The sequence below is a fragment of the Variovorax sp. P4_B10 genome (assembly GCF_056402375.1).
The window spans coordinates 1-24,237 of sequence record NZ_JBFUHN010000065.1 but is presented as its reverse complement, the minus strand read 5'-3'; the positions used below and the strand labels follow the sequence as shown (position 1 = coordinate 24,237).

The 24,237-nt window shown below is 69.0% G+C and carries 21 protein-coding genes; 6 read left to right on the top strand and 15 right to left on the bottom strand.

Features of this window, described 5'->3' with window-relative positions:
- Positions 1 to 117: 117 nt before the first annotated feature.
- The 3 genes from AC1DXX_RS24820 to AC1DXX_RS24810 are packed head-to-tail and all read right to left on the bottom strand — an operon-like array spanning position 118 to position 3,835.
- A complete protein-coding gene (locus tag AC1DXX_RS24820; RefSeq protein ID WP_478136875.1) occupies positions 118 to 1,278 on the bottom strand; it encodes a phospholipase A in 1,161 nt (386 codons plus the stop codon).
- Positions 1,275 to 1,727, bottom strand: coding sequence for a hypothetical protein (locus tag AC1DXX_RS24815; protein WP_478136874.1), 453 nt, complete (start codon positions 1,725 to 1,727; stop codon positions 1,275 to 1,277). Before AC1DXX_RS24815 ends, AC1DXX_RS24820 begins: the two co-directional genes overlap by 4 nt.
- Positions 1,724 to 3,835 carry an ATP-dependent helicase gene (locus AC1DXX_RS24810; protein WP_478136873.1) on the bottom strand — a complete coding sequence of 704 codons (2,112 nt, stop codon included), beginning with the start codon at positions 3,833 to 3,835 and terminating at the stop codon, positions 1,724 to 1,726. The genes AC1DXX_RS24815 and AC1DXX_RS24810 overlap by 4 nt, the downstream gene beginning before the upstream one ends.
- Before the next feature lie 122 nt (positions 3,836 to 3,957).
- Here AC1DXX_RS24810 and AC1DXX_RS24805 point away from each other — a divergent pair, with 122 nt between their 5' ends.
- Positions 3,958 to 4,980, top strand: a complete 1,023-nt coding sequence (locus AC1DXX_RS24805; RefSeq protein WP_478136872.1) for an AEC family transporter — start codon at positions 3,958 to 3,960, stop codon at positions 4,978 to 4,980.
- Positions 4,981 to 4,995: 15 nt separating this feature from the next.
- Here the strand turns inward: AC1DXX_RS24805 and AC1DXX_RS24800 are convergent, their stop codons facing one another.
- Complete coding sequence (locus AC1DXX_RS24800) at positions 4,996 to 5,619, bottom strand: hypothetical protein (protein WP_478136871.1); 624 nt, start codon at positions 5,617 to 5,619, stop codon at positions 4,996 to 4,998.
- A gap of 297 nt (positions 5,620 to 5,916) precedes the next feature.
- Here AC1DXX_RS24800 and AC1DXX_RS24795 point away from each other — a divergent pair, with 297 nt between their 5' ends.
- Entirely contained in the window at positions 5,917 to 6,126 is a 210-nt protein-coding gene (locus tag AC1DXX_RS24795; RefSeq protein WP_478136870.1) for a hypothetical protein, read from the top strand.
- On the opposite strand, the gene AC1DXX_RS24790 is transcribed toward AC1DXX_RS24795, so the two are convergent.
- The 4 genes from AC1DXX_RS24790 to AC1DXX_RS24775 form a co-directional block, all read right to left on the bottom strand.
- On the bottom strand, positions 6,120 to 7,031 hold the full coding sequence (locus AC1DXX_RS24790; protein WP_478136869.1) for a hypothetical protein: 912 nt from the start codon (positions 7,029 to 7,031) through the stop codon (positions 6,120 to 6,122). The two genes, AC1DXX_RS24795 and AC1DXX_RS24790, sit on opposite strands and share 7 nt — an antisense overlap.
- 50 nt (positions 7,032 to 7,081) lie before the next feature.
- Complete coding sequence (locus AC1DXX_RS24785; protein WP_478136868.1) at positions 7,082 to 9,181, bottom strand: primosomal protein N'; 2,100 nt, start codon at positions 9,179 to 9,181, stop codon at positions 7,082 to 7,084.
- Between the two features lie 461 nt (positions 9,182 to 9,642).
- Positions 9,643 to 10,752: a uroporphyrinogen decarboxylase gene (gene hemE, locus AC1DXX_RS24780; protein WP_478136867.1), complete on the bottom strand. Its 1,110-nt coding sequence runs from the start codon at positions 10,750 to 10,752 to the stop codon at positions 9,643 to 9,645.
- A 32-nt stretch (positions 10,753 to 10,784) separates the two neighbouring features.
- Positions 10,785 to 11,720 (bottom strand): LysR family transcriptional regulator, encoded by a 936-nt coding sequence (locus tag AC1DXX_RS24775; protein ID WP_478136866.1) that lies wholly within the window; start codon positions 11,718 to 11,720, stop codon positions 10,785 to 10,787.
- A 73-nt stretch (positions 11,721 to 11,793) separates the two neighbouring features.
- Between AC1DXX_RS24775 and AC1DXX_RS24770 the strand changes: the two genes are divergently transcribed.
- A complete protein-coding gene (locus AC1DXX_RS24770; RefSeq protein ID WP_478136865.1) occupies positions 11,794 to 12,513 on the top strand; it encodes an SDR family oxidoreductase in 720 nt (239 codons plus the stop codon).
- Positions 12,514 to 12,599: 86 nt separating this feature from the next.
- On the opposite strand, the gene tcuC is transcribed toward AC1DXX_RS24770, so the two are convergent.
- From tcuC to AC1DXX_RS24750, 4 genes are all read right to left on the bottom strand, one after another.
- On the bottom strand, positions 12,600 to 13,958 hold the full coding sequence (gene tcuC / locus AC1DXX_RS24765; protein ID WP_478136864.1) for a tricarballylate/proton symporter TcuC: 1,359 nt from the start codon (positions 13,956 to 13,958) through the stop codon (positions 12,600 to 12,602).
- Positions 13,959 to 14,070: 112 nt separating this feature from the next.
- Complete coding sequence (locus AC1DXX_RS24760) at positions 14,071 to 14,763, bottom strand: redoxin domain-containing protein (RefSeq protein WP_478136863.1); 693 nt, start codon at positions 14,761 to 14,763, stop codon at positions 14,071 to 14,073.
- A gap of 94 nt (positions 14,764 to 14,857) precedes the next feature.
- Entirely contained in the window at positions 14,858 to 17,083 is a 2,226-nt protein-coding gene (locus AC1DXX_RS24755) for a protein-disulfide reductase DsbD family protein (RefSeq protein ID WP_478136902.1), read from the bottom strand.
- 45 nt (positions 17,084 to 17,128) lie between these two features.
- Positions 17,129 to 17,887 carry an alanyl-tRNA editing protein gene (locus tag AC1DXX_RS24750; RefSeq protein WP_478136862.1) on the bottom strand — a complete coding sequence of 253 codons (759 nt, stop codon included), beginning with the start codon at positions 17,885 to 17,887 and terminating at the stop codon, positions 17,129 to 17,131.
- 131 nt (positions 17,888 to 18,018) lie between these two features.
- Here AC1DXX_RS24750 and AC1DXX_RS24745 point away from each other — a divergent pair, with 131 nt between their 5' ends.
- Complete coding sequence (locus AC1DXX_RS24745) at positions 18,019 to 19,407, top strand: PQQ-dependent sugar dehydrogenase (RefSeq protein ID WP_478136861.1); 1,389 nt, start codon at positions 18,019 to 18,021, stop codon at positions 19,405 to 19,407.
- Between the two features lie 16 nt (positions 19,408 to 19,423).
- On the opposite strand, the gene AC1DXX_RS24740 is transcribed toward AC1DXX_RS24745, so the two are convergent.
- Complete coding sequence (locus AC1DXX_RS24740) at positions 19,424 to 19,987, bottom strand: GNAT family N-acetyltransferase (RefSeq protein ID WP_478136860.1); 564 nt, start codon at positions 19,985 to 19,987, stop codon at positions 19,424 to 19,426.
- 370 nt (positions 19,988 to 20,357) lie between these two features.
- Positions 20,358 to 21,368, bottom strand: a complete 1,011-nt coding sequence (locus tag AC1DXX_RS24735; protein ID WP_478136859.1) for a zinc-binding alcohol dehydrogenase family protein — start codon at positions 21,366 to 21,368, stop codon at positions 20,358 to 20,360.
- Between the two features lie 86 nt (positions 21,369 to 21,454).
- On the opposite strand from AC1DXX_RS24735, the gene AC1DXX_RS24730 reads away from it, so the two are divergent.
- Complete coding sequence (locus AC1DXX_RS24730; protein WP_478136858.1) at positions 21,455 to 22,360, top strand: LysR family transcriptional regulator; 906 nt, start codon at positions 21,455 to 21,457, stop codon at positions 22,358 to 22,360.
- On the opposite strand, the gene AC1DXX_RS24725 is transcribed toward AC1DXX_RS24730, so the two are convergent.
- Positions 22,357 to 23,154, bottom strand: coding sequence for an SDR family oxidoreductase (locus tag AC1DXX_RS24725; protein WP_478136857.1), 798 nt, complete (start codon positions 23,152 to 23,154; stop codon positions 22,357 to 22,359). The genes AC1DXX_RS24730 and AC1DXX_RS24725 overlap by 4 nt on opposite strands.
- Before the next feature lie 177 nt (positions 23,155 to 23,331).
- Here AC1DXX_RS24725 and AC1DXX_RS24720 point away from each other — a divergent pair, with 177 nt between their 5' ends.
- The gene (locus AC1DXX_RS24720; protein WP_478136856.1) at positions 23,332 to 24,159 is read left to right on the top strand and encodes a creatininase family protein; all 828 of its coding nucleotides are present in this window, start codon (positions 23,332 to 23,334) and stop codon (positions 24,157 to 24,159) included.
- Positions 24,160 to 24,237: the final 78 nt, after the last annotated feature.

Sequence of the window (24,237 nt, the reverse complement as noted above, 5' to 3'; positions counted from 1 at the left end):
CTTCCTTGCATTCTTTCTTCAGTGAAACACCGAGGAACCGGCTTCGCCGGGCCTCAGGTGTTGCCCCCGGTAGGGGGAAGGCGAAGCGACACGAAGTGCGCGCAGCCTGGGGGCGAGCTAGAAATCCACGAGGCTCAGGCCGATGCTGAGCACGGTGCGCTTGCGGTTGTAGTCCACCAGCGTGTCGCCATAGCCGTGGAACAGCTGCGTGTGGAAGCGCAGGTTGCTCTTGATCGGATCGCCGATGGCCTTGAGCCATTCGAGCTTCACCGAGCCGCGGCCGCTGTCGCGCAGGTTGTTGCGCACGGTGACGCCGAGGGTGTTGTCGCGGTTCAGGTTCCAGCGGCCGGTGATTTCGGCGCGGCCGATGTAGTCGGCGATGTCGGGGTTGTCGTCCTTGGCCGCGCTTTCCGAGATCCGCTGCCAGACACGTCCGGTGACCTGGAATTCGTCGCCGAGTTCGGCGCCGCCCATCAGGTAGACGCGGTTCCAGCTGCGCGACAGCGGCAGGCTCTGGCCGTTCGACTGGTGCACGATGCCGAGGCCCGCGTAGCGCCAGCGCCAGCCGCCCGGCAGCTGGAAGTCGGTCGGGTAGACATACATCAGCTCGGGCTCGTGGTCGGTGGTGCGGAACGGCCGCGAGATCGAGCCGTTGAACAGCTGCCAGGTCGACTGCTGCGAGTAGGCGAACCACAGCGAGTCCTTCTTGATCGGATCGTTCTGCGTGAGCATGCCCTGCGCGAGCTTGGTGCGCACCGACAGGCCGATGCGCATCTCGTTGGCCTGGTAGGAGACCGGGTCGGCGGTGTGGCCGGCCGACGGCGAGGTGGGCGCCTGCGGCTTGTTGGTGGCGGCCGAGGCCGAGACGTTGAGCGGGCGGTAGCCGCGGAAGCTGAAGGGGCCGCAGTCGGTGCCGTTCTCCAGTTCCCAGAAGCGCGAGAGCACCGAGTACTGGCGGTCGCGGCAGCCTTCGACGGTGGCGACCGAGATCACGCGGGTGGCGGGGATCGAGCCGTCCACGGGCGGTGCCGGCTGTGTGCTGGCCAGCACCGGCGGCGCGACAGGTACCGACGCCGAGGGCAGCGTCTGCTGCTGCGCCCAGCGGTCGAAGCAGGCCAGGCGGGCTTCCTTGTTGTTGCCGAGCGCGGCGCATTGCTGCCAGGTGAGCAGGGAATCGGCCAGCGGGCTCGCCGGCTTGTCGACGGCCTGCGCCTGTGCCGCGGCGCTGCCGAGGCAGGCGGCGAAGGCCGCGAAGATGGCGTGTGTGCGATGGGTCATTGCTTTCCTTCCGTTCCACCCGTCTTGTTCAGCACGAACGGGTGGGTACTGTCGTCTGCGGCATTGCGCCACGTTCCCCTGAATTCGCGGCCGCAGGAGCCGGGCTGCAGCGCGCCGGCCCAGACGCCGCTGATGGCGCGGCCGTCCAGCGATTCGTCGATGGAGAGGGCGCCCTCGTCGTCGACGTCGCCTGCGAGCTGCGCCATCGAAGGCTTCGCGGCGCCGCCCGCGTTGCGGGTGATGGTGCCGCGCACGCCGGCGTAGTCGGGGTGCTTGCCGAGCTGCACGGCGGCCGCGGCGGGCAGGCCGTCGAAACGCGCTTCCCAGCGGCCGTAGAGCGATTGCAGCGGCAGTTCGCGCGCATCGGCGGGGCAATCGGGCGTGCCGACCTGCGTCGTGGCACAGCCGCTGACCGCGAGCGCGGCAAGGACGGCAAGCAGCGTTTTCACGGCGCCGCCGCAGCCGCCGCTTTCGCGGCCGCGCTGTCCTGTGCCTTCTGCGCGAACTCGGCGCGCAGCGCCTTGAGCTTCTCGCGCGGGTCTTCCCGGGTGGTGGCCTTGTCGAGGCCCATTTCGGCGATGAAGCGGCTCGGCACGCAGGGCACCATGTCGCGGCCCTGCTTGCGCTTCTTGGTCCAGCTCACGGCGAGGCTGCGCTGCGCGCGGGTGATGCCCACGTACATCAGGCGGCGTTCTTCCTGCAGGCGCTGCAGTGTTTCGTCGCTGACCATCTTCTGCCGGCCGTTGTCGTCTTCGAGCTTGAAGGGCAGCAGGCCTTCGGTCACGCCGATCAGCATCACGTGCGGCCATTCCAGGCCCTTGGAGGCGTGCAGTGTCGAGAGCGTGACCACGTTCTGGTCCTGCTCGCGTTCGCTGATGGTCGACAGCAGCGAGATGGTCTGCGCCACTTCGAGCAGGCTCTTGCGCTCGGTCTCGTTGTCGTTGGCGCCCGAGGCGTCGTCGAGCGAGCCGCCGGCGCGCTGCGACATCCAGTCGATGAACTCCATCACGTTGTTCCAGCGCGACGCCGCCGCCGCTTCGCTGTCCTCGCCTTCGTAGAGATGGCGCTCGTAGTCGATTTCCTTGAGCCAGTCGAGCATGAACGTGCGCGAGTCTTCCGCGCCCATGGTGCGGCGCGCGCGGTACTCGAGGTCGTTGATGTAGCGGCCGAACTCGTGGATGCCTTCGAGCGTGCGCTTGGGCATCACGCTCGGCAGCGAGGGACTGAAGAGCGCCGCGAACAGGCTCAGCTTGTACTGGCTCGCGAAGGTGCCGAGGCTCGCGAGCGTGGTGTGGCCGATGCCGCGCTTGGGCGTGGTGATGGCGCGCAGGAACGCCGGGTCGTCGTCGTTGTTGACCCACAGGCGGAACCAGCCGCACAGGTCCTTGATTTCGGCGCGGTCGAAGAAGCTCTGGCCGCCCGAGACCTTGTACGGAATCTGCGCCTTGCGCAGCGCCTGCTCGAACACGCGGGCCTGGTGGTTGGCGCGGTACAGGATGGCGAAATCGCGGAACTCCTTGTACTGCTTGCCTTGCGTGGCCTGGGTAACGGCATCGCCCGCGCGCAGGCTGACGATGCGCGCCACCGCGCGTTCGGCCTCGTGCAGCTCGGTGTCGGCGTCGACGATGCGCACCGGCTCGCCTTCGCCGAGTTCGGAGAACAGCGTCTTCGGAAACAGCTTCGGGTTGGGGCCGATCACGTTGTTGGCGGCGCGCAGGATGGCGCTGGTGGAGCGGTAGTTCTGCTCCAGCTTGATCACCTTGAGCGTGGGGTAGTCGACTGGCAGCTTCTTCAGGTTGTCCAGCGTGGCACCGCGCCAGCCGTAGATCGACTGGTCGTCGTCACCCACCGCGGTGAAGCGGCCGTGCTCGCCGGCCAGGGCCTTGAGCACTTCGTACTGGGTGGCGTTGGTGTCCTGGTATTCGTCCACCAGGATGTGGCCGAGCGCGGCCTGCCACTTGGCGCGCACTTCGGGAAATTCGTAGAGCAGCTTGAGCGGCATGCCGATCAGGTCGTCGAAGTCGACGCTCTGGTAGGCCTGCAGCCGCTCCTGGTAGTGGGCCATGACCTCGGCGGTGATGCGCTCGTTGTCGTCCACCGCGGCGGCCGCGGCCTGCTCGGCGTTCAGGCCCATGTTCTTCCACTTGCTGATGGTCCACTGCCAGATGCGGGCGGTGGCGATGTCGGTGGTGCCGCCGGCGTCTTTCAGGATCTTCGTCACGTCGTCGCTGTCGAGGATGCTGAAGGCGGGCTTCAGGCCGAGCACCGCGCCGTCTTCGCGCATCATGCGCACGCCCAGCGCGTGGAAGGTGCAGACCACCACCTTGCGCGCGTCCCTGCCGATCAGGTCTTTGGCGCGCTCGCGCATTTCCGAGGCCGCCTTGTTCGTGAAGGTGATGGCCGCGATGCGCTGGGGCTCCAGGCCGGCCTGGATCAGCCGGCCGATCTTGTGCGTGATCACCCGTGTCTTGCCCGAGCCCGCACCCGCGAGCACCAGGCAGGGACCGTGCATGTAGTTGACCGCTTCTTGTTGCGCGAGATTGAGACCGTGGGACATGGGGGGTGGCAGACGAGAAAAGCCGTGGGGAACGGCAGGCGCAAAGCGGGCAATGATACGGGGCCGGCCCCCCTGTCGTTKTAGGCGGGACCCGCTCTCGGCGGGGCAACGACAATCGGTCGGTGCTGCCTGTATTCCTTGTTACTTTCCCTTTCTTCGCGCTGATCGCGGCCGGCTATGCCGCCGCCCGCGCCCGCCTCCTGCCGCTGGAGGCGATTCCCGGCCTCAATACCTTCGTGCTGTATTTCGCGCTGCCTTGCATGTTGTTGCGTTTCGGCGCCGGCACGCCGATCGCGCAGCTGCTCGACGGCAGCGTTGCACTCATTTGGGGCGCGAGCGCGCTGATCGTGGTGGCGGGCGTGGTCATGCTGACCCGCAACGCGCGCATCGGCTGGAACGACGCCGCCTTCGGCGCGCTGGTGGCGGCCTTTCCGAACACGGGCTTCATGGGCGTGCCGCTGCTGGTGGCGATCCTCGGTGCGCAGGCGGCCGGGCCGATGATCATCACGATCGCATTCGATCTCGTCGTGACCTCGTCGCTGTGCATCGCCCTGTCGCGGCTCGACGGTGCCGGCGGCGCGGGGCGGCATGGTGCGACGCAGGCGGCGCGCAAGGCGCTGCGCGGCATCCTCGTCAATCCGATGCCCTGGTCGATCCTGCTCGGTGTGCTGCTGTCGGCGGCGCGCTGGCAGTTGCCGGGGCCCCTCGAGCGCACCGTGGCCATGCTGGCCGATGCGGCATCGCCGGTGGCGCTCTTCACCATCGGGGCCGTGCTGGCGCGCTCCGCACTGCTCGCGCGCGAGCACGAAGCCAGTGCCGCCGTCGCCGAAGCCATGGGCAGCACGGCCCGCACGCCGGCGCCCAGGGCGCCGCTGGCCGATGTGCTGCCGGTGGTGCTTGCCAAGCTGCTGGTGCACCCCTTGCTGGTCTGGGGCCTGGGCAGCGGCGCCATCGCGCTCGGCCTGCCGCTCGCGCCCGCCGCACTGGTGGTGATCGTGCTGGTTGCCGCGCTGCCGAGCGCGAGCAACGTGTCGATGCTGGCCGAGCGCTTCGGCGCCGACAACGGCCGCATCGCCCGCATCATCCTGTGGACAACGGTGGCGGCCTTCTTCAGTTTTCCGCTGGCGGTGGGTGTGCTGCGCTGAAGCGGCTGCGCCGAGCTATGGTGTCAACACGCCGAGCTTGTAGGGGTCGGCATCGGACAGGCGCTCGCACTTCGAGAAGTCGCGGCCCTGCGTGCCGTCGCAGTAGTAGGCGTTGTAGATGCGTCCGAAGAGCGTCGGGCTCGCGGTGAAGAGCACGCCGTGGTCGGGCTGCCAGTTGTCCTTGGCGGGCGGGGCGCTGGCCTCCACCGGCGTGGCCGCTGCCGTGGCCGTGCCGGTGGCGGTGGGCGTGAAGTCGGCCAGCGTCTTGTGGGCCTCGTCGCCGCGCCAGCGCACGGCCAGTTCGGCCGCCGTGGGCCGTGTTGCCACCGGCAGCAGGATGCCGTTGACCTGGAAGCCGTAGCCGAAGCGGTGTGTCTTGCCCGCCAGGAAGGCGTAGGCGCAGGCGGCCATGCACTGGCCGCGGATCTCGGTCTGCACGCCGCTCGAGCGGATGGCGTCGGCAAAGGCGCCGGCCGCATCGGCGGTGCCGCCGAACGAATCCTCGAACACCACGGTGCGCACCGCGCCGCTGCCCAGGTGATCCATGAAGGTCTTGATCGCGGAGCCGTCGAGCATGCCCGACACCACCAGCCGGTTGCCCTGCAGTTCGATCTCGGCCGCGGAGGTGGGTGCGCCCATGATCAGGGCGGCGACGCACGCGAATGACAGAACCCAACCAATGAGAGACGGCGGTTTCACGGCGACCTTTGCGTGTGAGCGAGCGGGCTTGCTTGGAACGCGAAATCCGCGAGGAGTTCGCGCGTTTACAGCTTGTGCAGCGGCATGACATGGCGTCAACACTTTTTTCAGATTATTTCTGGGTAGTCATGGGCAGGCCGTAAGTCATAGGGCTCGCTATCTCTTCAGGCGAATACTTGAGTTTGCAGTGGCGCTGCTACAGTGGTTCCAAGTCAAAGGTGTGAATAGGGGCGCGCAATGGCAATACTGGTTCGCATCCTGTTGTGGGTGGCCTGGCTCGCTGGCGTGGGCTGGTTCTGGCATGTCGGCACGCTGGGCACTGCGACCTCGATCGCACTCGCTGCATTGAGCCTCGTGGTGTTCGCATGGCCGGGCAGCATTGCGCGGCGCCGGCACAATGAACTGCGCTATGTCGACATGGGCAAGGAGCCCACCGGCTTTCACTGAGCGCGTGCTTCAGGCGCCGCTTGCTGCATCCGCTGAAATTCGCGGCGCTTCATCGCGAGGTAGTCGCTCTTTTCAATTTCGTGGAGTTGCTTCGCGTACTGCTCCGTCGCGTCGAACCACGCAGCCAGGCGCGGCTCCAGCTGCTCCGGGCCGGGCGCATCCAGATAGCTGTCGATCGCGAGGTAGTAGCGCATGGTGTTGCGTTCCACCACGCCGCGCACGCCGCCGATGTATCCGCCCTGGCCCTTGGGCGTGAAGCCGACCTTGCTGCTGCCGAGCGTGGCGAGATAGCCCTTCATTGCCAGCCGCGCCGCGGTGCCGTAGGCATAGGCATAGCCCAGGTGGATCGCCGTCCTGCCGTCGCCGGCCGGCGCGGCTTCGAGCACGATGCTGTAGTCGCGCGTGGAGAGCGGGCCGCTGTCCGCGCTCAGGCGAACGTTCAGGTAGTCCGCATCGGCCTTGCCGAGGGTGTAGGCGAAGGCGATGTTCTGCGCGTCCGACAGGGGCCGGTCGAACTTGCGGCCGATGGCCACCGCGAGCGTGGCGCCGCCGCCCTTGACCGCGCAGTGCTTGGTGTTGAGGTGAAGCATCAGCACCTGGCACCATGCGGCCGGCTCTCGCAGGGCGCTGCTCACGCGGGCGAAGGGATGGTCCACCAGCGCATAGACATCGCCGCTCAGCCGGTCCGCGGCTTCGCTCGAATCGAGCGCGAGCGGACGGCGGAAGGCATTGCGCTCCAGTTGCGGCTTCAGCGACTGCAGCCTTGCGCGCAGCACGGCGGCCGGGCCGCTGTCTGACGGTGCCGGCGGCTGCTGTGCCAAGGCCGTCGGCGCGAGCATCGAGGCCGCCAGCAGAAGGATACCGAAGCCCGTGTGGCGGACCGTGTGGGCGATGAAGGCGTTCATGCCGGATCACCTTGGCGCCGCCCGCCTCCCCGCCTTGCAGGACAACCGGCTCAGATGCTGTGCGGATCGACGTCGACCAGCCAGCGGATCACGCCCTTGCCCTCGGGCGTGCGGCGCAGTTCGTGCAGCAGCGGCTGCCAGCTCGCCAGCAGGCGCTGCAGCGCAGCGCGCGAGGGGCTCTCGACCAGCATCTGCGCGCGCTCCACATTGGCCACGCGCTGGATGGCGAGCGGCACCGCGGGATAGCGCGTGACGATGTCGGCGCCCGGCAAGGCCTCGGCCGCATCGGCAGCGATGTTCAGGAAGGCCTGCGCCGTGGCCTGCTCGCGCGCGTCGGCGCGCAGCAGCGCCTGGAAGGCGAAGGGCGGCATGCCGGCGGCCTGGCGCTCGTCGAGCTGCTGCTTCGCGAACGCGGCGTAGTCGTGCCTGCGCAGCGCCATGAACAGCGGGTGCTGCGCATGGTGCGTCTGGATCCACATCTCGGCAGTGGCGCCTTGCGCCGCGAGGTAGGCGGCGTCGCGGCCCGCGCGGCCGGCCGACTGCATCAGCAGGCTGAACAGGCGCTCGGGCGCGCGGAAGTCGCTGGAGAACAGCGCGCCGTCGGGGTTCACCGCGGCCACCAGCGTGATGCGCCGGAAGTCGTGGCCCTTGGCGATCATCTGCGTGCCGACCAGCACGTCGACCTCGCCCGAGTGCACGGCCGCGAGCTGCGATTCGAGCGCGCCCTGCTTCTTCGTGCTGTCGGCGTCGATGCGCGCGATGCGCACGGCGCTGCCGTCGGGCCGCTTCACGGCGGCGAACAGTTCCGCCAGATGTTCTTCGAGCCGCTCGGTGCCGCGGCCCACCGGCGCGATGTCGGGGTTGCCGCAGGCCGGGCAGGCGCGCGGCACGCGTTCGGTGAAGCCGCAGTGATGGCAGCGCAGCGTGCGGTCGATCTTGTGGAACACGCGGTAGGCGCTGCAGTGCGGGCATTCGCTCTTCCAGCCGCAGTCGCCGCAGGCCAGCACCGGCGCGTAGCCGCGGCGGTTCAGGAAGACCATGCTCTGCTCGCCGCGCGCGATGCGCTGGCCGATGGCGTCGAGCAGCGCGCCCGAGAGCACGGTCTTCGGCGGTTGCAGGTTCATGTCGACCAACCGCACCGCGGGCAGTTCGCCGGCGCCGATGCGGGACGGCATGGCGAGCCGCACGTAGCGCCCGCCCGGGTCCTCGCCCTCGGCGGGGCGGCTCTGGTGCCAGCTTTCGAGCGAGGGCGTGGCCGAGCCGAGGATCACCTTCGCGCCTTCGCGCTGGCCGCGCCACACGGCGAGGTCGCGCGCCGAATAGCGCGCGCCTTCCTGCTGCTTGTAGCTCGGGTCGTGCTCCTCGTCGACCACGATCAGCTTCAGCCCCGGGATCGACGCGAACACCGCCATGCGCGTGCCCAGCACGATGCGCGCGGCGCCGCCATGCGCCGCGAGCCAGCTCGCAAGGCGCTGCGGGTTGGTCATGCCGCTGTGCAGCGACACCACCGCCTCGTCGCCGAAACGCGCCTTGAAGCGCGCCTCCAGCTGCGGCGTGAGGTTGATCTCGGGCACCATCACCAGCGCCTGCGCCTCGGGGTCGCGGGCGAGCAACTCGGCCACGCAGCGCAGGTAGACCTCGGTCTTGCCGCTGCCGGTGCTGCCGACGAGCAGGAAAGTGCCGGTTTCGGCCTCGATGCGGGCCAGCACGGCCGTCTGCTCCGGGCTCAGTGCAATCAGGTCGGCGGCTTCGGCCGTCTGGGCCACGGGTCCGGCCGTCGTCTTGCGCTTGAGCCGGCGCGCCAGCTGGGTCGTCGTCAGGTCGCGCAGCTGCGGCGGCAGGGACGCCAGCGCGATCTCGCCGAGCGAGCGCTGGTAGTAGCGTGCGGCAAAGGCCACGAGGTCGCGCCAGGCCTCGCCGAGCGGAGCCAGCGCGTCGAGCGCGGCGCCCACGGGCTTGAGCGCCATGTCGGGCTCGGCGCCGGCCAGCGAGGTCGCTTCGTTCCAGACCGCGCCCAGCACCTCGCGCCGGCCCAGCGGCACCCGCACCAGCGTGCCGGGCACCAGCGGCGCCGCGCTGGCGTAGCTCAGCAGGTCGCCGAGCGCGGCGTGCGCGGGCGTCTGCACCGCGATGTCGAGGCGCCATGCCATCGCCGCCGGCGCAGCAGCGGGGCTGTCCGTCGTCGCGGCGCCCGGTTCAGGGGCTGGGCTGGCTTGGGAGATGGGCGTCCTTGTTGGCAAGGTTTGTTAATGCGACTTTGAGCAAATCCGCTTAAGTCGTTGATTTTTCAGCGCTTTGACGGCCATCCAGAGTTTCTGTGGATAACTTTGTTGACAACCGGGCTCGACACGCTGGGGAGCCTTGAAAATCAAGGCCCTGACTGGATTGCAACAAAAAAAAGCAAAGTTCAAATCCTATATAAATCAACAACTTACGCGTGCTATTGGTTTGGGAGCAAAGAGGGCCGTACCTCGGATAACTTTGCGCAGTGCAACACCTGTTTTGTGCATAAGTCGGGTCCCCTAGGCCATTTTTGCGCTTGACAAACAGCTGCGGGGCGCTTTTCCAGGGCGATTTGCCCGTTCGCGCGGCCAGCCCGCATGCAACAGTCTTAACCGCGCAGGGCGCGCGATTGCGCGTGCACCGCCTGCACCAGCGCCGCCACATGGTCGGGCGGCGTGAACTGGCTGATGCCGTGGCCCAGGTTGAAGATGTGCGTCGGGCCTGGGGCGTTGCGGTCGGTGTGGGGCTTGCCGAAGGCTTGCAGCACCTTCGCCACCTCGGCCTCGATCTGCGCGGGCGGCGCGAACAGCACGTTGGGGTCGATGTTGCCCTGCAGGGCCTTGGCCTTGCCATCGGCGCCTTCGGCGACCTGGCGGCGCGCGGCGGCGAGGTTCACGGTCCAGTCGACACCCAGCACTTCGCAATCGAGTTCGCGCATGGCGTCGAGCCACAGGCCGCCGCCCTTGGTGAACACGATGCGCGGCACGGGCTGGCCGTCGGCGCCAGTGCGCTTCAGGCCCGCCAGCACGCGCGCCGTGTAGGCGAGGCTGAATTCCTGGAAGGCGCCGTCGGCCAGCACGCCGCCCCAGCTGTCGAACACCATCACGGCCTGCGCGCCGGCGTCGATCTGCGCATTGAGGTAGGCGGCCACCGAGTCGGCATTGACCGCGAGGATGCGGTGCATCAGGTCGGGGCGGCTGTAGAGCATGCTTTTCACGAGGCGGTAGTCGCTGGAGCCCGCGCCTTCCACCATGTAGCAGGCCAGCGTCCAGGGGCTGCCCGAGAAGCCGATCAGCGGCACCCGGCCGGCTAGCGCCTTGCGGATCGAGGCCACGGCGTCGAACACGTAGCGCAGCCTGGCCATGTCGGGCACTTCGAGCGCCGCGACCGCGGCCTCGTCGCGCACAGGGCGCGCGAAGCGCGGGCCTTCGCCGGCTTCGAACGAGAGGCCCAGGCCCATGGCGTCGGGCACGGTGAGGATGTCGGAAAACAGGATGGCGGCGTCGAGCGGGTAGCGTTCGAGCGGCTGCAGCGTGACCTCGGTGGCGTAGCCGGTGTTGGTGGCCAGCCCCATGAAGCTGCCGGCCTTGGCGCGCGTGGCCACGTACTCGGGCAGGTAGCGGCCGGCCTGGCGCATCAGCCAGACGGGCGTGTGGTCGGTGGCCTGGCGCCAGCAGGCCCGCAGGAAAGTGTCGTTTTGCAATGGGGCGAAAGGCATTGCCCGATTGTCGCAGGGGCCCGTGCGCAGGATCAGCGGACGGGTTTGCCGCCAAAGACCTCGCCCATCAGCGAGACCAGCCACCGGAGGCCCAGGTCGCCGTCGTACGCAGCTGTCCACAGGAGCGACACCTCGTAGCGCGGCGAGTCGAACGGCAGCGGGCTCACCGCCAGCCCGAGCGCATCGCGCCAGGTGGCCGCGGCGAAGGTGGGCACGGTGGTGATTGCGGGCATCTGCCGCACGATGAAGGGGCTGGTCGCGAAGTTGCGGCTGGAGAACACGACCTGGCGCGTCAGGCCCTGTTCGCGCAGCAGTTCGTCGACCAGGCCGCTCAGGTCGGCGCTGAACGAGGTGAGCAGGTGCGGATGGCGCAGGTACTCCTTGAGCGTCAGGCGCTTGCCGCGCACTTTGACGAGTTCGGGGTTGCAGACGCAGACGAAGTGCCAGTCGAACAGGGTGCGCTGGCGGTGCCATGCGGCGCAGTCGATGAAGACGCCCACGGCCAGTTCGATCTCGGCCGCGTCGAGCATGCCGGGCGCGGTGGTGCGGTCGGCGGCGCGCGCGATCAGCCGCACGCCCGGCGCCTCGGCCGCGAGCCGTTGCATGAGCCGCGGCATCAGCGCGACTTCGAGCGCATCGCTCAGGCCGATGCGGAACACGCGCTCGGCCCTGGCGGGGTCGAACACCGGCTTCGCGTGCAGCGCCTGCTGCAGCGAAAGCAGCAGCGGCTCGATGACGCGCGCGAGCTCGAGTGCGCGCGGCGTCGGCGTCATGCCGTGCGAGGTGCGTACGAACAGCGCGTCGCCGAGGGCTGCGCGCAGCCGCTTGAGGGCGCCGCTCAGTGCCGGCTGGCCGATGAAAAGGCGCTGTGCCGCACGCGTGACGCTGCGTTCGTGCAGCAGCGCGTGGAACACCAGCAGCAGGTTCAGGTCCAGCCGCCTGAAATCACTTTCGTTGATGTTGTTCATGGTTTCAAACGATTTGAATGATAGGCCTGCGATCCCTAACCTGAAGGCTCTTCAGGCAATCAAAGGATTCGACATGGCTTTGGAACAACAGGCAGTGGTGGTGATCGGCGGCTCGTCGGGCGTGGGGCTCGAGACCGTGCGGCGGCTTGCGGCGGCCGGTGCGCGCGTCATCGCGACGGGGCGCGACAACGGCAAGTTGCAGGAGGCCATCGGCGGCATGGGCCAGAACGTGAGCGGCGCGGCCTTCGATGCCTGCGACCGCGGTGCGCTCGACGCCTTCTTCGGGAAGACCGGGCCCATCGATCACCTCGTGCTCACGCTCAGCGGCGGCGAAGGCGCGGGCGAGTTCGCGCAGCTCGACCTTCAATCGCTCCGGCGCGGCTTCGAGGCCAAGTTCTGGCCGCAGCTCGAAGCGGCGCAGGCCGGTGCGCGCGTGCTGCGCAAAGGCGGCAGCATCACCTTCGTGACGGCGATCTCGGCGCGCAATACATTGCCGGGCACGGCGGGACTGGCCGCGATCAACGGCGCGCTCGAAGCGATGGTCGGCAGCCTCGCGCGTGAACTGAAGCCGAGCCGGGTGAATGCGGTGTCACCGGGGTTGGTGGACACGCCCTGGTGGAATCGCGTGCCCGCCGCGATGAAGGACGACCTGTTCCGACAGCAGGTCGAGACCCTGCCCGTCGGCCGCGTGGGCCAGCCGCAGGACGTGGCGCATGCGATCCAGTTCCTGATCGAGAACGGCTACACCACGGGCACGGTGATCGAGTGCGACGGCGGGCTTCGGCTGGTTTGACTGAGAGCCTTGCCTGCTGCCTATTTGGGGCAGCGTTGGGGTGTCCTGTGCACGTACCCCGAACGGCCCGCTCCCCCAGAGAAAACTCAGACCATCGGCACGCGCTGCGAATCCGCAGGGCTCACGTTGCGCCGGTAGAGCGCCAGCGTCGCGATCAGTCCGCACACTGCAGCGGCCGTCATCCACAGACCCGGCGCCCCTTTGTCGCCGGTCATCTCGATCAACCCGGTCGCGATGGCCGGCGTGAATCCGCCGAACAGCGCCGTCGCCAGGCTGTAGGCCAGCGAGAAGCCGGCGGTGCGCACATTGACCGGCATCACCTCGGTCAGCGCCACCACCATCGCGCCGTTGTAGCTCGCATAGAGGAACGAGAGCCACAGCTCGACCTCGAGCATGCGTGCGAAGCTCGGCGCGCCCACCAGCCACTTGAGCGACGGGTACGCGGTGAGGATGGTCAGCACGGTGAACAGGATCAACAGCGGCTTGCGTCCCACGCGGTCCGACAGCGAGCCCATGATCGGCAGCCAGATGAAGTTGGAGATGGCCACGCACAACGTGACGATCAGCGCATCGGTGGTGCTCAGGTGCAGCACCGACTTGCCGAAGGTGGGCGTGTAGACCGTGATCAGGTAGAACGACACGGTGGTCATCGACACCAGCATCATCCCGGCGACCACGAGGCCCCAGTTGGCGACCATCGACTGGAAGATCTCGCGCGCATCGGGCCGGTGCTTGCGCGCCATGAACTCCTCGGTCTCCTGCAGCGAGCGGCGGATGATGAAGAGCACCGGCACGATCAGGCAGCCGACGAAGAACGGAATGCGCCAGTAGAAGTCGCCGATCTCCTGCGAGGTGAAGGTCACGTTGAGCCAGTAGCCGAGCGCGGCCGCCACGACGATGGCCACCTGCTGGCTGGCCGACTGCCAGCTCACGTAGAAGCCCTTGCGGCCCGGCGTGGCCATCTCGGAGAGATAGACCGACACGCCGCCCAGTTCCACGCCGGCCGAGAAGCCCTGCAGCAGCCGGCCGATCAGCACCAGGAGCGGCGCTGCGAGACCGATGGTGGCGTAGGCCGGCACGCAGGCGATCAGCAGCGTGCCGAGCGCCATCAGCGCGAGCGTGACGATCAGGCCCTGGCGGCGGCCGACGCGGTCGACGTACGCGCCGAGAAAGATCGCGCCCAGCGGCCGCATCAGGAAGCCCGCGCCGAAGGTCATGAAGGTCAGCATCAGCGAGGCAAACTCGTTGCCGGCCGGGAAGAAGGCCTTCGAGATCTGCGTGGCGTAGAAGCCGAACAGGAAGAAGTCGAACATCTCCATGAAATTGCCGCCGGTCACGCGCAGGACGGTGGCGAATTTCGAGGAGGAGGAAGAAGAAGCGGGTGAGGCGGGCGAGGCGGCGCGGGCGGCTGGGCCTTGTTGCGCAGCGGAAGGCGCAGGATTCATCTGGTTGTCCCCTGAGGCGGTGTGTATGCGCCAAGGGTAGGTCGGGCTTCCCGACCGCTGCCTGACTGCACGAGTCAGGTAGCTGTCACTCGCGCGGCGAGTGGCGGGGGCTTCAGGCCTTGTACTTGATCGAGCAGCCGTAAGGCCGCGTCGTGGCCGCCGTGATCGGCTTGCCGCCGAAGGCCTCGCCGAGCGCCTGGTTCACGTAGTTGGTCGCGGTCTTGATGTCGTCGACCCGTGCCGACGCGATGCTGTCGATGCCGCCCGCATACACCAGCACGCCCTTCGGATCGATGATGAAGATGTGCGGCGTGGTGCGCGCGCCGTAGACCTGGCCGATCACGCCGTCCTCGTCCATCAGCACGGCGGTGGGCGCGGCCGATTGCGACTTCATCCAGGCGTCGAGCGCGTCGGCCTTCAGGTAGTCGCTGGCGGCGCGCTCGGTGGAATTGATGGCGAGCCACACCACGCCCTTGGCGGTGGCGGCCTTCTGCGTGGCCGGCATGTTGCCGCTGCCGTAGTGCTTGCGCACGAAGGGGCAGCCGGGGTTGGTCCATTCGAGCACCACGAACTTGCCGGCGAAGTCGGACAGCTTGTGCTTGGCGCCGGTGGTGTCGACGGCGATGAAGTCGGGCGCCTGCTGGCCCACGGCCGGTGCGGCGAAGGCATGGGTGCCCATCAGGAAGGTGGCGCCGAGCGCCACGGCGGCGGCGACGACGGCGCGGCGGGAGGCTCGGCTCAGGGCGGCGCGCGCATGGCGCGCGGCACGAAGGGAACGCGAGTCGGCGGTTGGCGAAAGAGACATGGCCAGCTTGAACTCCTAAAGAAAATTTCAAACAACGGCTGCAGCTTAGAGCGGTTTCTTCAAGTGCATGTGACAACCCATGTCACGGCGATGGTCAAAGCGTGGCCAGTGCTGCGCGAACCTCGTCCTTGCTGAGGATTTCGGTCAGCACGACCGGCGCCTTGCCCGGCGCCTGCAGCACATAGACCGGCACGCCGCTGCGGCCGAGCTGGGTGAGCGCAGCGGTGATGGCGGGGTCGCGGCGGGTCCAGTCGGCGCGCAGCATCGCGACCTTCTTGGCGTCGAAGTCGGCCAGTACGTCGGCATCGGCCAGCGTGCTCTTCTTGTTGTACTGGCAGGTCACGCACCAGGCGGCGGTGAAGTCGATGAACACCGGCTGGCCGGCGCCCGAGAGTTCGGTCACGCGCTGCGCCGACCAGGGCTGCCAGCGCTGGTTGCCGGCGGCCAGCCTGGCGGGCTCCACGACCTGCAGCACATTGCGGCCGATGGCACCGGTCAGCAGCGCGGTGAAGGCGATCAGCACGCTGGCGATCACGAGCCGCGTACGGCCGCGCAGCGTGAACGCCCAGACGATCGCGGCCATGCACACCAGGAGCGCGAGCAGCGTGCCCGCGCCGTCGATGCCGCTTTGCTGGCCCAGCACCCAGACCAGCCAGGCCACGGTCGCGAACATCGGGAAGGCGAGCAGGCGGCGCAGCGTGCCCATCCAGGGGCCCGGCTTGGGCAGCAGGTGCGCGATGGCGGGCACGAAACCGGCCACGAGGTAGGGCAGCGCCAGCCCGAGGCCCAGCGCCGCGAACAGCAGCAGCGCCTGGGTGGCCGGCAGGCCGATGGCGAAACCCAGCGACACGCCCATGAACGGCGCGGTGCAGGGCGAGGCGATCACCACGGCGAGCACGCCCGAGAGGAAGTCGTTGGCCAGCGGATGCTTGGCCTGCGCGCTGCAGACCGACGAGGGTGCCGCGCGGCCGAACTCGAACACGCCCACCAGGTTGAGGCCGATCAGCGTGAAGAGCGCCGCCAGTGCCGCCACCACGCCCGGCGACTGCAGCTGGAAGCCCCAGCCGAGCTGGGCGCCGGCCGCGCGCAGCGCGAGCATGCCGCCGCCCAGCGCGAGGAAGGACAGCATCACGCCGCCGGTGTAGGCGAGGCCCGCCTTGCGGTGCGCACTGGCGTTGCCCGCCTGCCGCGCGAAGCCCAGCACCTTGATGGCGAGGATCGGGAACACGCAGGGCATGAGGTTCAGCAGCAGGCCGCCGAGCAGGGCGGTCAGCAACGCGACGACGAAGGTGCCGGCGGGTTGGGGCGGCAGGTCCGTGGGCGACGCCGATGCGGCGGCATTCGCCGCATTCGCTGCGTTGGCGGCGAGCGCGGCCTGCAGCGCGGGCGACACCTCGGCACGCGCCGCCGTGGCGGCGGCGGGCCAGGTGCCCGCGACCGGCGCTTCCGCGCGCCATGCCACCGGCTGGCCCGGCTGGCGGTCGGCTTCGGCCAGCGCCACCACCACCGGCATCACCGTGGGGCTGGCGCTGCGCTGGTCGGCCAGCGGCATCGTGGCGGTCCAGGTGTTGCCTTGCCARGCCTGGGTCCAGTCCTTGCCGGCAACGGCCGCGGTGCGGATCACCTCGGGGGTTTCGGGGAAGAAGGCCAGCGTCTTGCCTTGCACGGCGGCCGGCAGGCCCTCGAGCCGCACTTGCAGGTTGTTGCCACGAACCTCGATGGCGCCCGGTTTCGCCAGCGGCTGCGGCTGGGCGGCCTGCGCCGTGTCGAAGTCGGCCTTGTGCAGCGCGGTCGAGCCCTGCAGCGGCAGTGCGAGGGTGAATTCGCCCTCTTCGGGGATGCACTCCTTGCGGCAGACCAGCCAGGAGGCCTTGAGCTTGATGTCCATCGCGGGCGTGCCGCCCGCGAGCGCCATCGGCGGCTTGTAGAGCGTCGACACCTCGAGCGGCACCGGCAGCAGCACGGTGTTCTCGTAGCCGTAGTTGGCGAGATTGCCGACCGGGATCTTCCGGGGCACCGGCCAGGCGATCTCGCCGGTCGAGACGCCGGCCGGCAGCGTCCAGGTCATCTCGGTGGGCAGGCCCGAATCGCCGGCGTTCTTCCAGTAGGTGTGCCACTCGGGCTGGTGGGTGATCTGCAGCCCGACCCAGACCGGGGCGCCGGGTGTGACGCCATCGGGCGCGTGGGCGACCAGTTCGGCGCGCACATGGGGCGTGGTGACCACCGTCCCGGTTTTAGGTGCCAATTGAGCCGCAGCCGGCATGCTGGCTGCGGCGGTTGCTATCAGAAGCGTAGCGAAAAAGGTGCGCGAAAAGATCATGCCGTCAGTCGGAGCCATGGGGCGGGGCGAAGTTCCGGCCGTTCTTCAGGCCGCGGCGGCGGCCCAGCCCAGCACCACGCGCCGGCTGTTGGCGCTTTTCTTCTCGATCTTGGTGACGACCACGGCCCCGATTTCGGAGGTGTTTGCAACATGCGTGCCGCCGCAGGGCTGGAAGTCGATCTGCGATTCGCCTTCCGCGCCGATGCGGATGGTGCGCACCGTGCCCGTGCCGCGCGGCGGCTGCACGCTCATGCTCTTGACGAGCGCCGGGTTGGCGTCGAGCTCTTCGTCGGTGATGGCGCCCACGGTCAGCGGGTGGGCGGCTTCCACCAGGCGGGCGAGGCCGGCGGTGAGCGCTTCCTTGTCGAGCGGGTCGGTCATGTGGAAGTCGATGCGCGCGTAGTCGGGCGTGATCGAGCAGCCATTCACCGGCACCGGCACGAGGTGGCACAGCAGGTGGGAGGCGGTGTGGAAGCGCATCAGCCGGTGGCGGCGCTCCCAGTCGAGGCGGGCGGTGACGGTGTCGCCGGGGTTCAGCGCGGCCAGCAGGTCGGCCTGCCCGGGGGCCGGCACATGGACGAACTCGTGGGTGGGCTGGCCCTCTTCGTTCTTCGCCTTGCGGGTGTCGGCAATGACGACTTCGCGGCCGTCGGCCAGCGCCAGCACGCCGGCGTCTCCAGCCTGTCCGCCGCCCAGCGGATAGAACACGGTGCGGTCCAGCACGATGCCGGTGTCGTCGATGCGCAGGATGCGGGCTTCGCAGGCGCGCAGGTAGGCGTCGGCGCGGAACAGGTCGTCGGTCATGCGGCGATGGTAGCGGCGATGCGCGATTGAGGTGCGCCCACGCCAGAAAGCGCCCACGGCCGACAACCCCGGCCTGGCCCGCTGTGGATGATCCGGCCGGTATGCGGCGCCCCGCCGCGCAAGGACTCCGCATGAAAGCACCGCAGCAAGTACCCACCCGCATCGGCGCTTCCGCATGGCAAATGGCAGCCTTTTCCGGCCTGGCCATCGCTGCCGCCCTGCTCGTGGCCGGCTGCGGCGAGGCTGCGAAGCTGGCCCCCGAGCTCACGACCGGCCCCCGCCCGCAACTGGCCGAGCCCCACAAGACCCTGATTCCCACCGTCAACGTGGCGCCCGCCATCGGCTGGACCGACGCCTCCACGCCCACCCCCGCCGAAGGCCTGCGCGTGACGGCGCTGGCGCGCGGCCTCGAACATCCGCGCTGGGTCTACACCCTGCCCAACGGCGACGTGCTGGTGGCCGAGAGCAACAAGCCGCCCAAGCCCGGCGGCAGCAGCGACGGCGGCAGCGGCGTGGTGGCGAAGGTCCGCAACTGGGTCATGGGCAAGGTCATGGGCCGTGCGGGCGCCGGCGTGCCCAGCGCCAACCGCATCACCCTGCTGCGCGACGCCGACGGCGACGGCGTGGCCGAGGTGAAGCAGGTCTTCATGACCAGCCTGATGTCGCCCTACGGCATGGCGCTGGTGGGCAACGAGCTCTTCATCGCGAACGCCGACGCGCTCGTGAAGGTGCCCTACACCGAAGGCCAGACCTCGGTGAAGGTCAATCCCACGGTGGTCACGCCGCTGCCTGCGGGCATCAACCATCACTGGACCAAGAACGTGATCGCCAATGCCGACGGCAGCAAGCTCTACGTCACGGTCGGCTCCAACAGCAACATCGGCGAGAACGGCCTCGCGGCCGAGGAAGGCCGCGCCGCGATCTGGGAGGTCGATGCGAAGACGGGCGAGAAGCGCCTGTTCGCGAGCGGCCTGCGCAACCCCAACGGCATGGGCTGGGACCCCGACACCAACGTGCTGTGGACCGTGGTCAACGAGCGCGACGAGATCGGCAGCGACCTCGTGCCCGACTACCTCACCTCGGTGAAGGACGGTGCCTTCTACGGCTGGCCCTGGAGCTACTACGGCGGCATCGTCGATGCGCGCGTGACGCCGCAGAACCCCGAGATGGCGGCCAGGGCCATCGCGCCCGACTACGCGCTGGGCGCGCACGTCGCGCCGCTCGGCATGGTCTTCTCGCACGCCCGCGGCATGCCGCCCGAGTTCGCGAGCGGCGTCTTCATCGGCGAGCACGGCTCGTGGAACCGCAAGCCCAAGTCGGGCTACAAGGTGGTGTTCGTGCCCTTCATCGGCGGCAAGCCGAGCGGGCCGCCGGTCGACATACTGACCGGTTTCCTCACGGCGGACGAGAAGGCGCAGGGCCGGCCGGTGGGCGTGGCGCTCGACAGGAGCGGGGCGCTGCTGGTGGCCGATGACGTGGGCAATGCGGTGTGGCGCGTGTCGCGCGCGAAGCCGCAGTAAGCGGGACGAATCGCTTTCAGCGTTGCGGGCGGCCGATCCGGAAGAGCCGGTGCCGGCGCAGCGCGTGGCCTTCGGGCACGGCCGGGTGGTCGAAAGCGCCGGCCATGTCTTCATGCATGCCGAGGCGTTCCATCACCGCCGCCGAGCGCAGGTTGCCGACCGCGGTGAACGCCACGATCTCGGCCAGCCCAAGTCGTTCGAATCCGACCTGCAGGGCACCGCGCGCGGCTTCGGTCGCGAGCCCCTGGCCCCACCATTGGCGCGCGAAGCGCCAGCCGATCTCGACGCACGGCGAAAAGGGCAGCGTGGCCAAAGGTACGTTGAGGCCCGTGAAGCCGGTGAACTCGCCCGAGGCCTTGTGCTCGACGGCCCAGAGGCCCCAGCCGTTCTCGGCGATGCGCCCCTTGATGCGCTCGGCCATCGCATCGCTGTCGGCGCGCGTGGGCAGGGGCAGGAGGAACTCCATGACCTGCGGATTGGCCGCCATCGCGGCGAAGGGCGCGAGATCGCTCTCGCGCCATTGACGCAGCCGAAGGCGCGGGGTTTCGAATTCGATGAGGACGGGCCTGTTGTCGGTCATGCGACCGATTGTGCTCAAAGCCTGTCTGGGATCTATCTAGGCCACGTTGGGGTGCAGTGTCCGAGGCGCTGCTGTTCAGGGCGCGCTCACGCCGACGGTGTGCGCAGCGAAGCGAATGTCCCCCGGCGCGGCCTAGGGCCGCAGGCCTCCTCCTTTATTTCGCCGCGCAGAGCACACCATCGGCGTGATCGCTCAGAGCACTGGTTGATCGGCCGCAAACCCACAGCGTGCCCTCGTGCGCAGGGCACCGGGTGCTCCCCGCAGCGAAATAAAGGAGGAGCGAAGCGGGGGACATTCGCGGAGGGGAGCACCCGGTGGCCTGTGCACGCACCCCGAATGGCCCGCGCACCACGCCGCGCAGAACAGGCTCTCAGAACCCCGCCAGCACCACCTTGCCCTGCGCCTTGCCGCTTTCGATCAGCGCATGCGCCTTCTTCAGGTTCGCGGCGTTGATCGTCCCGAAGCTCGCATTGGCCGTCGTGCGGATGCGGCCGGCATCGACCAGCGCCGCGACTTCAGCGAGCAGCGCGCCTTGCTCGGCGATGTCGGGCGTCTCGAAGCGCGAGCGCGCGAACATCATTTCCCAGTGCAGCGAGATGCACTTGGTCTTGAGCGGCATCGCGTCGAGCACCTTCATGTCGTCGATCACCGCGAGCTGGCCCTGGGGCTTGAGGCTTTCGATGATCTGCGCGTAGTGCTGCTCGGTCTGCGTGAGGCTGGCAACCATGTCGACCTCGCCGATGCCGGCCGCCTTGAGTTCGGCCGCGAGCGGCTTCGAGTGGTCGATCACGGCGTGCGCGCCGAGGGCCAGGCACCAGGCGCGCGTTTCGGCGCGCGAGGCGGTGGCGATCACCCGCAGCTGCGTGAGCTGGCGCGCGAGCTGGATCAGGATCGAGCCCACGCCGCCGGCGCCGCCGGTGATCAGCAGGGTCTGGCCCGCGCCGCCGCCCTTCGGCACCTGGAGGCGGTCGAACAGCAACTCGTAGGCGGTGATGGTGGTCAGCGGCAATGCGGCGGCCTGTGCGTCGTCGAGGCTCTTCGGCGCGATGGCGGCGATGCGCTCGTCCACCGCGTGCAGCTCCGAATTGGCACCGGGGCGGATGATCGAGCCGGCGTAGTACACGCGGTCGCCCACCTTGAAGTTCTGCACGCCGCTGCCGATGGCCTCGACCGTACCGACGGCGTCCCAGCCCAGCACCTTGGCCTGGCCGGCCTCGGGGGCGGCGTTCTTGCGGATCTTGGTGTCGACCGGGTTGACCGACACCGCCTTCACCCGCACCAGCAGGTCGCGCGGGCCGGCCGCGGGTGCGGGCAGTTCGATGTCCTGCAGCGATTCGGCGTTGTCGATCGGGAGGGGCTGGTAGTAGCCGATGGCTTTCATGGGAGGGGACCTTTCTGAAACGATGCCTGAACTGTAGGATTGCAACGGATATTTGATAAGATGGCCTCGAGCAGCAACACTTTCAAATGAAAATTGAAAATATATCGGACTTGCAGGTGCTGGTGCAGACGGCGCGTGGCGGCACGCTCACGGCGGCGGCCCATGCGCTGGGCATCACGCCGGCAGCCGCCAGCGCCACGCTCAAGCGGCTGGAGACGCAGCTCGGCGCCCGCCTGTTCGAGCGCTCCACGCGCGCGATGCGCCTCACGCCGCAGGGCCAGACGCTGCTCGACTACGCTGTGCGCGCCTTCGAGCTGCTGGACGAGGGCGAGTCGCTGGTCACGGCCGACCGGGGCGAGCTGGTCGGCACGCTGCGGGTGGCCGCGCCCTCGGACCTGACGCGCAGCACGCTGCTGCCGTGGTTCGACGAATTCCTTGCGCTGCACACCGGCGTGCAACTGTCGCTGTCGGTCGGCGACCGCCCGCTGGACGTGATGCGCGACGAGGTCGACGTTGCATTGCGCTACGGCGCGCTGGCCGATTCCCGGCTGGTCGCGCGGCCTTTTGCCCTGACGAATCCGCTCCTGACCGCATCGCCCGACTACCTGCGCCGCCATCCCGCGCCGAAGACGCCGCAAGACCTCGTGCACCACAACTGCCTGACCTTCAACCGCGCCGGACGCCGCCACCGCATCTGGCGCTTCGCGCAGAACGGGCAGTGGACGGAAGTGCGGGTGAACGGCAACCGCAGCGTGGACGATGCCTCGCTCGCGCGCGAGTGGGCGGTGGCCGGCCACGGCATCACGCTGAAGTCAGCGCTCGATGTGCGCAACGACATCAGCGCGGGCCGGCTGGTGCACCTGCTGGCCGACTGGGACACCGAGCCCTATCCGTTGCACGCGCTGCTGCCGAGCGGGCGCTTCGTGCCCGCGCGCGTGCGGGCACTGGTGGATTTCCTGGCGCTGAAGTTCGAGGCGCTGACGGCCGGCTAGATCATCGGCGTGACCGCGCCGTCCATTGCCACGATCGCGCCCGTGACGTAGCTCGCTTTCGGAGAGGCCAGGAACACGACCGCGTTGGCGATTTCCTCCGGCGTCGCGATGCGGCCCAGCGGCAGGCGTGCGGTGGCGCGCTTCAGTGCTTCATCGGTGTCGATGCCTTGCAGCTTCGCATCGGCCTTCATGCCTTCCTGCAGCCGCTCGGTCAGCGTGAGGCCGGGGTTCACCGCATTCACGCGCACGCCCTTCGGCGCATAGGCCGCGGCCATGCCCGCGCTCACCAGCATCAGCGCCGCGTTCGCCGCGCCGCCGGCCATGTGCACCGGGCTCGCCACCTTGCCGCCCTGGCCGATCACGTTGACGATCGCGCCGCGGCCGCGCTGGCCCATGCGCTTCACCACCGGATCGATCATGTGGATGTAAGTGAAGTACTTGGCGTCCATCGCGTCGTGCCAGGCGGTGGGGGCCAGCTCGTCGGGCGGGGTGCGGCGCGCGGCGCCGGCCGAGTTGACGAGCACGTCGACCGGGCCGAAGGCCTTCTCGGCCGCATCGAGCGCGGCCACGGCACCGGCCGGGTCCTTGAGGTCGGCGGCGTGCACCGAGACCCGGCCCTCGGCCTGCGCGAAAGCCTCGATCAGCGTCTCGCGGCCCTGCGCCAGATTCTGCAGATCGCGCGAGACGAGGCTCACGCGCGCGCCTTCGCGCAGGAAGCCCAGCGCGCAGGCCAGGCCGATGCCCTTGCTGCCGCCGGTGATGAGAACGTGCTGGTCCTGAAGCTGGAGATCCATGAAAGAGTCCTTGGAGGGGTTGAGGAGCGCTTGGCCGGCAGCGATTGAAGCACCGCCGCGAAACCCCTGCACGGACGCGGCTGTGTCGGCGCGGGGCGCTGGCGTGGCGCAGTGGCGCCATCTCCAGCATCGAGGCTGCAACTTGGGAACCGCCGCGCGCCAGCCTAAGATCGTGGAATGAACGCACTTCCGGTCCCCTTGCCCCGCTTCTGGTCCCAGCTCACCACGCGCGATTTCGCGGCGCTCGATGCGGCGGCTACCGTCGCGGTGCTGCCACTGGGCGCCACCGAGCAGCATGGGCCGCATCTGCCGCTGGGCGTCGACACGGTGCTGGCGGATGGCATCGTGGCCGCGTCGCTGCCGCTGCTGCCGGCCGATCTGCCGGTGCTGTTCCTGCCGACCCAGCAGATCGGGCTGAGCCCCGAGCACGCACGTTTCGCGGGCACGCTCACGCTGTCGGCCGAGACCCTGATCCGCCTGTGGAACGAGATCGGTGCGGGCGTCGCGCGTGCGGGCGTGAAGAAGCTGGTGCTTTTCAATGCGCATGGCGGTCATGTGGGCGCGATGGACATCGTGGCGCGCGAGCTGCGTGCGGCGCACGGGCTCATCGTCTACAGCGTGAGCTGGTTCAACCTGCCGCTGGGCGACGCCGGTGCGCAGTTCAGTGCGCAGGAGCACCGCTTCGGCGTGCACGCCGGGGAGATCGAGACTTCGATGATGCTGGCGCTCACGCCGCAACTGGTGCGCATGGGCGAGGCGCAGGACTTTCGCTCGACCTCGGAGCAGCGCGCGGCCGACTGCGCGATCCTCGGCAACGGCAAGAGCGCCAAGCTCGGCTGGGCGATGGAGGACTACAACGCGCAGGGGGCAGCCGGCAATGCGGCCGCGGCCACGGCGGCGAAGGGGCAGCCGGTGATCGACGCGGCTGCGCGGCAACTGGCGCTGCTGCTGGGGGAGGTGTCGGAGTTGCCGTTGAGCACGGCCAATACGGGGCCGTTGCCGTAGCTCGGTTTCAGCGTTCGGGGCACGATCACGCCGACGGTGTGCTCTGCTCCGCGAATGTCCCCCGGCGCGGCCTAAGGC

Coding starts and splice junctions, on each gene's coding strand:
- AC1DXX_RS24820 (WP_478136875.1), bottom strand. CDS start 1,278: ATGACCCATCGCACACACGCCATCTTCGCGGCCTTCGCCGCCTGCCTC.
- AC1DXX_RS24810 (WP_478136873.1), bottom strand. CDS start 3,835: ATGTCCCACGGTCTCAATCTCGCGCAACAAGAAGCGGTCAACTACATG.
- AC1DXX_RS24800 (WP_478136871.1), bottom strand. CDS start 5,619: ATGGGCGCACCCACCTCCGCGGCCGAGATCGAACTGCAGGGCAACCGG.
- AC1DXX_RS24795 (WP_478136870.1), top strand. CDS start 5,917: ATGGCAATACTGGTTCGCATCCTGTTGTGGGTGGCCTGGCTCGCTGGC.
- AC1DXX_RS24790 (WP_478136869.1), bottom strand. CDS start 7,031: ATGAACGCCTTCATCGCCCACACGGTCCGCCACACGGGCTTCGGTATC.
- AC1DXX_RS24785 (WP_478136868.1), bottom strand. CDS start 9,181: ATGGCATGGCGCCTCGACATCGCGGTGCAGACGCCCGCGCACGCCGCG.
- hemE (WP_478136867.1), bottom strand. CDS start 10,752: ATGCCTTTCGCCCCATTGCAAAACGACACTTTCCTGCGGGCCTGCTGG.
- AC1DXX_RS24775 (WP_478136866.1), bottom strand. CDS start 11,720: ATGAACAACATCAACGAAAGTGATTTCAGGCGGCTGGACCTGAACCTG.
- AC1DXX_RS24770 (WP_478136865.1), top strand. CDS start 11,794: ATGGCTTTGGAACAACAGGCAGTGGTGGTGATCGGCGGCTCGTCGGGC.
- tcuC (WP_478136864.1), bottom strand. CDS start 13,958: ATGAATCCTGCGCCTTCCGCTGCGCAACAAGGCCCAGCCGCCCGCGCC.
- AC1DXX_RS24760 (WP_478136863.1), bottom strand. CDS start 14,763: ATGTCTCTTTCGCCAACCGCCGACTCGCGTTCCCTTCGTGCCGCGCGC.
- AC1DXX_RS24750 (WP_478136862.1), bottom strand. CDS start 17,887: ATGACCGACGACCTGTTCCGCGCCGACGCCTACCTGCGCGCCTGCGAA.
- AC1DXX_RS24745 (WP_478136861.1), top strand. CDS start 18,019: ATGAAAGCACCGCAGCAAGTACCCACCCGCATCGGCGCTTCCGCATGG.
- AC1DXX_RS24740 (WP_478136860.1), bottom strand. CDS start 19,987: ATGACCGACAACAGGCCCGTCCTCATCGAATTCGAAACCCCGCGCCTT.
- AC1DXX_RS24735 (WP_478136859.1), bottom strand. CDS start 21,368: ATGAAAGCCATCGGCTACTACCAGCCCCTCCCGATCGACAACGCCGAA.
- AC1DXX_RS24730 (WP_478136858.1), top strand. CDS start 21,455: ATGAAAATTGAAAATATATCGGACTTGCAGGTGCTGGTGCAGACGGCG.
- AC1DXX_RS24725 (WP_478136857.1), bottom strand. CDS start 23,154: ATGGATCTCCAGCTTCAGGACCAGCACGTTCTCATCACCGGCGGCAGC.
- AC1DXX_RS24720 (WP_478136856.1), top strand. CDS start 23,332: ATGAACGCACTTCCGGTCCCCTTGCCCCGCTTCTGGTCCCAGCTCACC.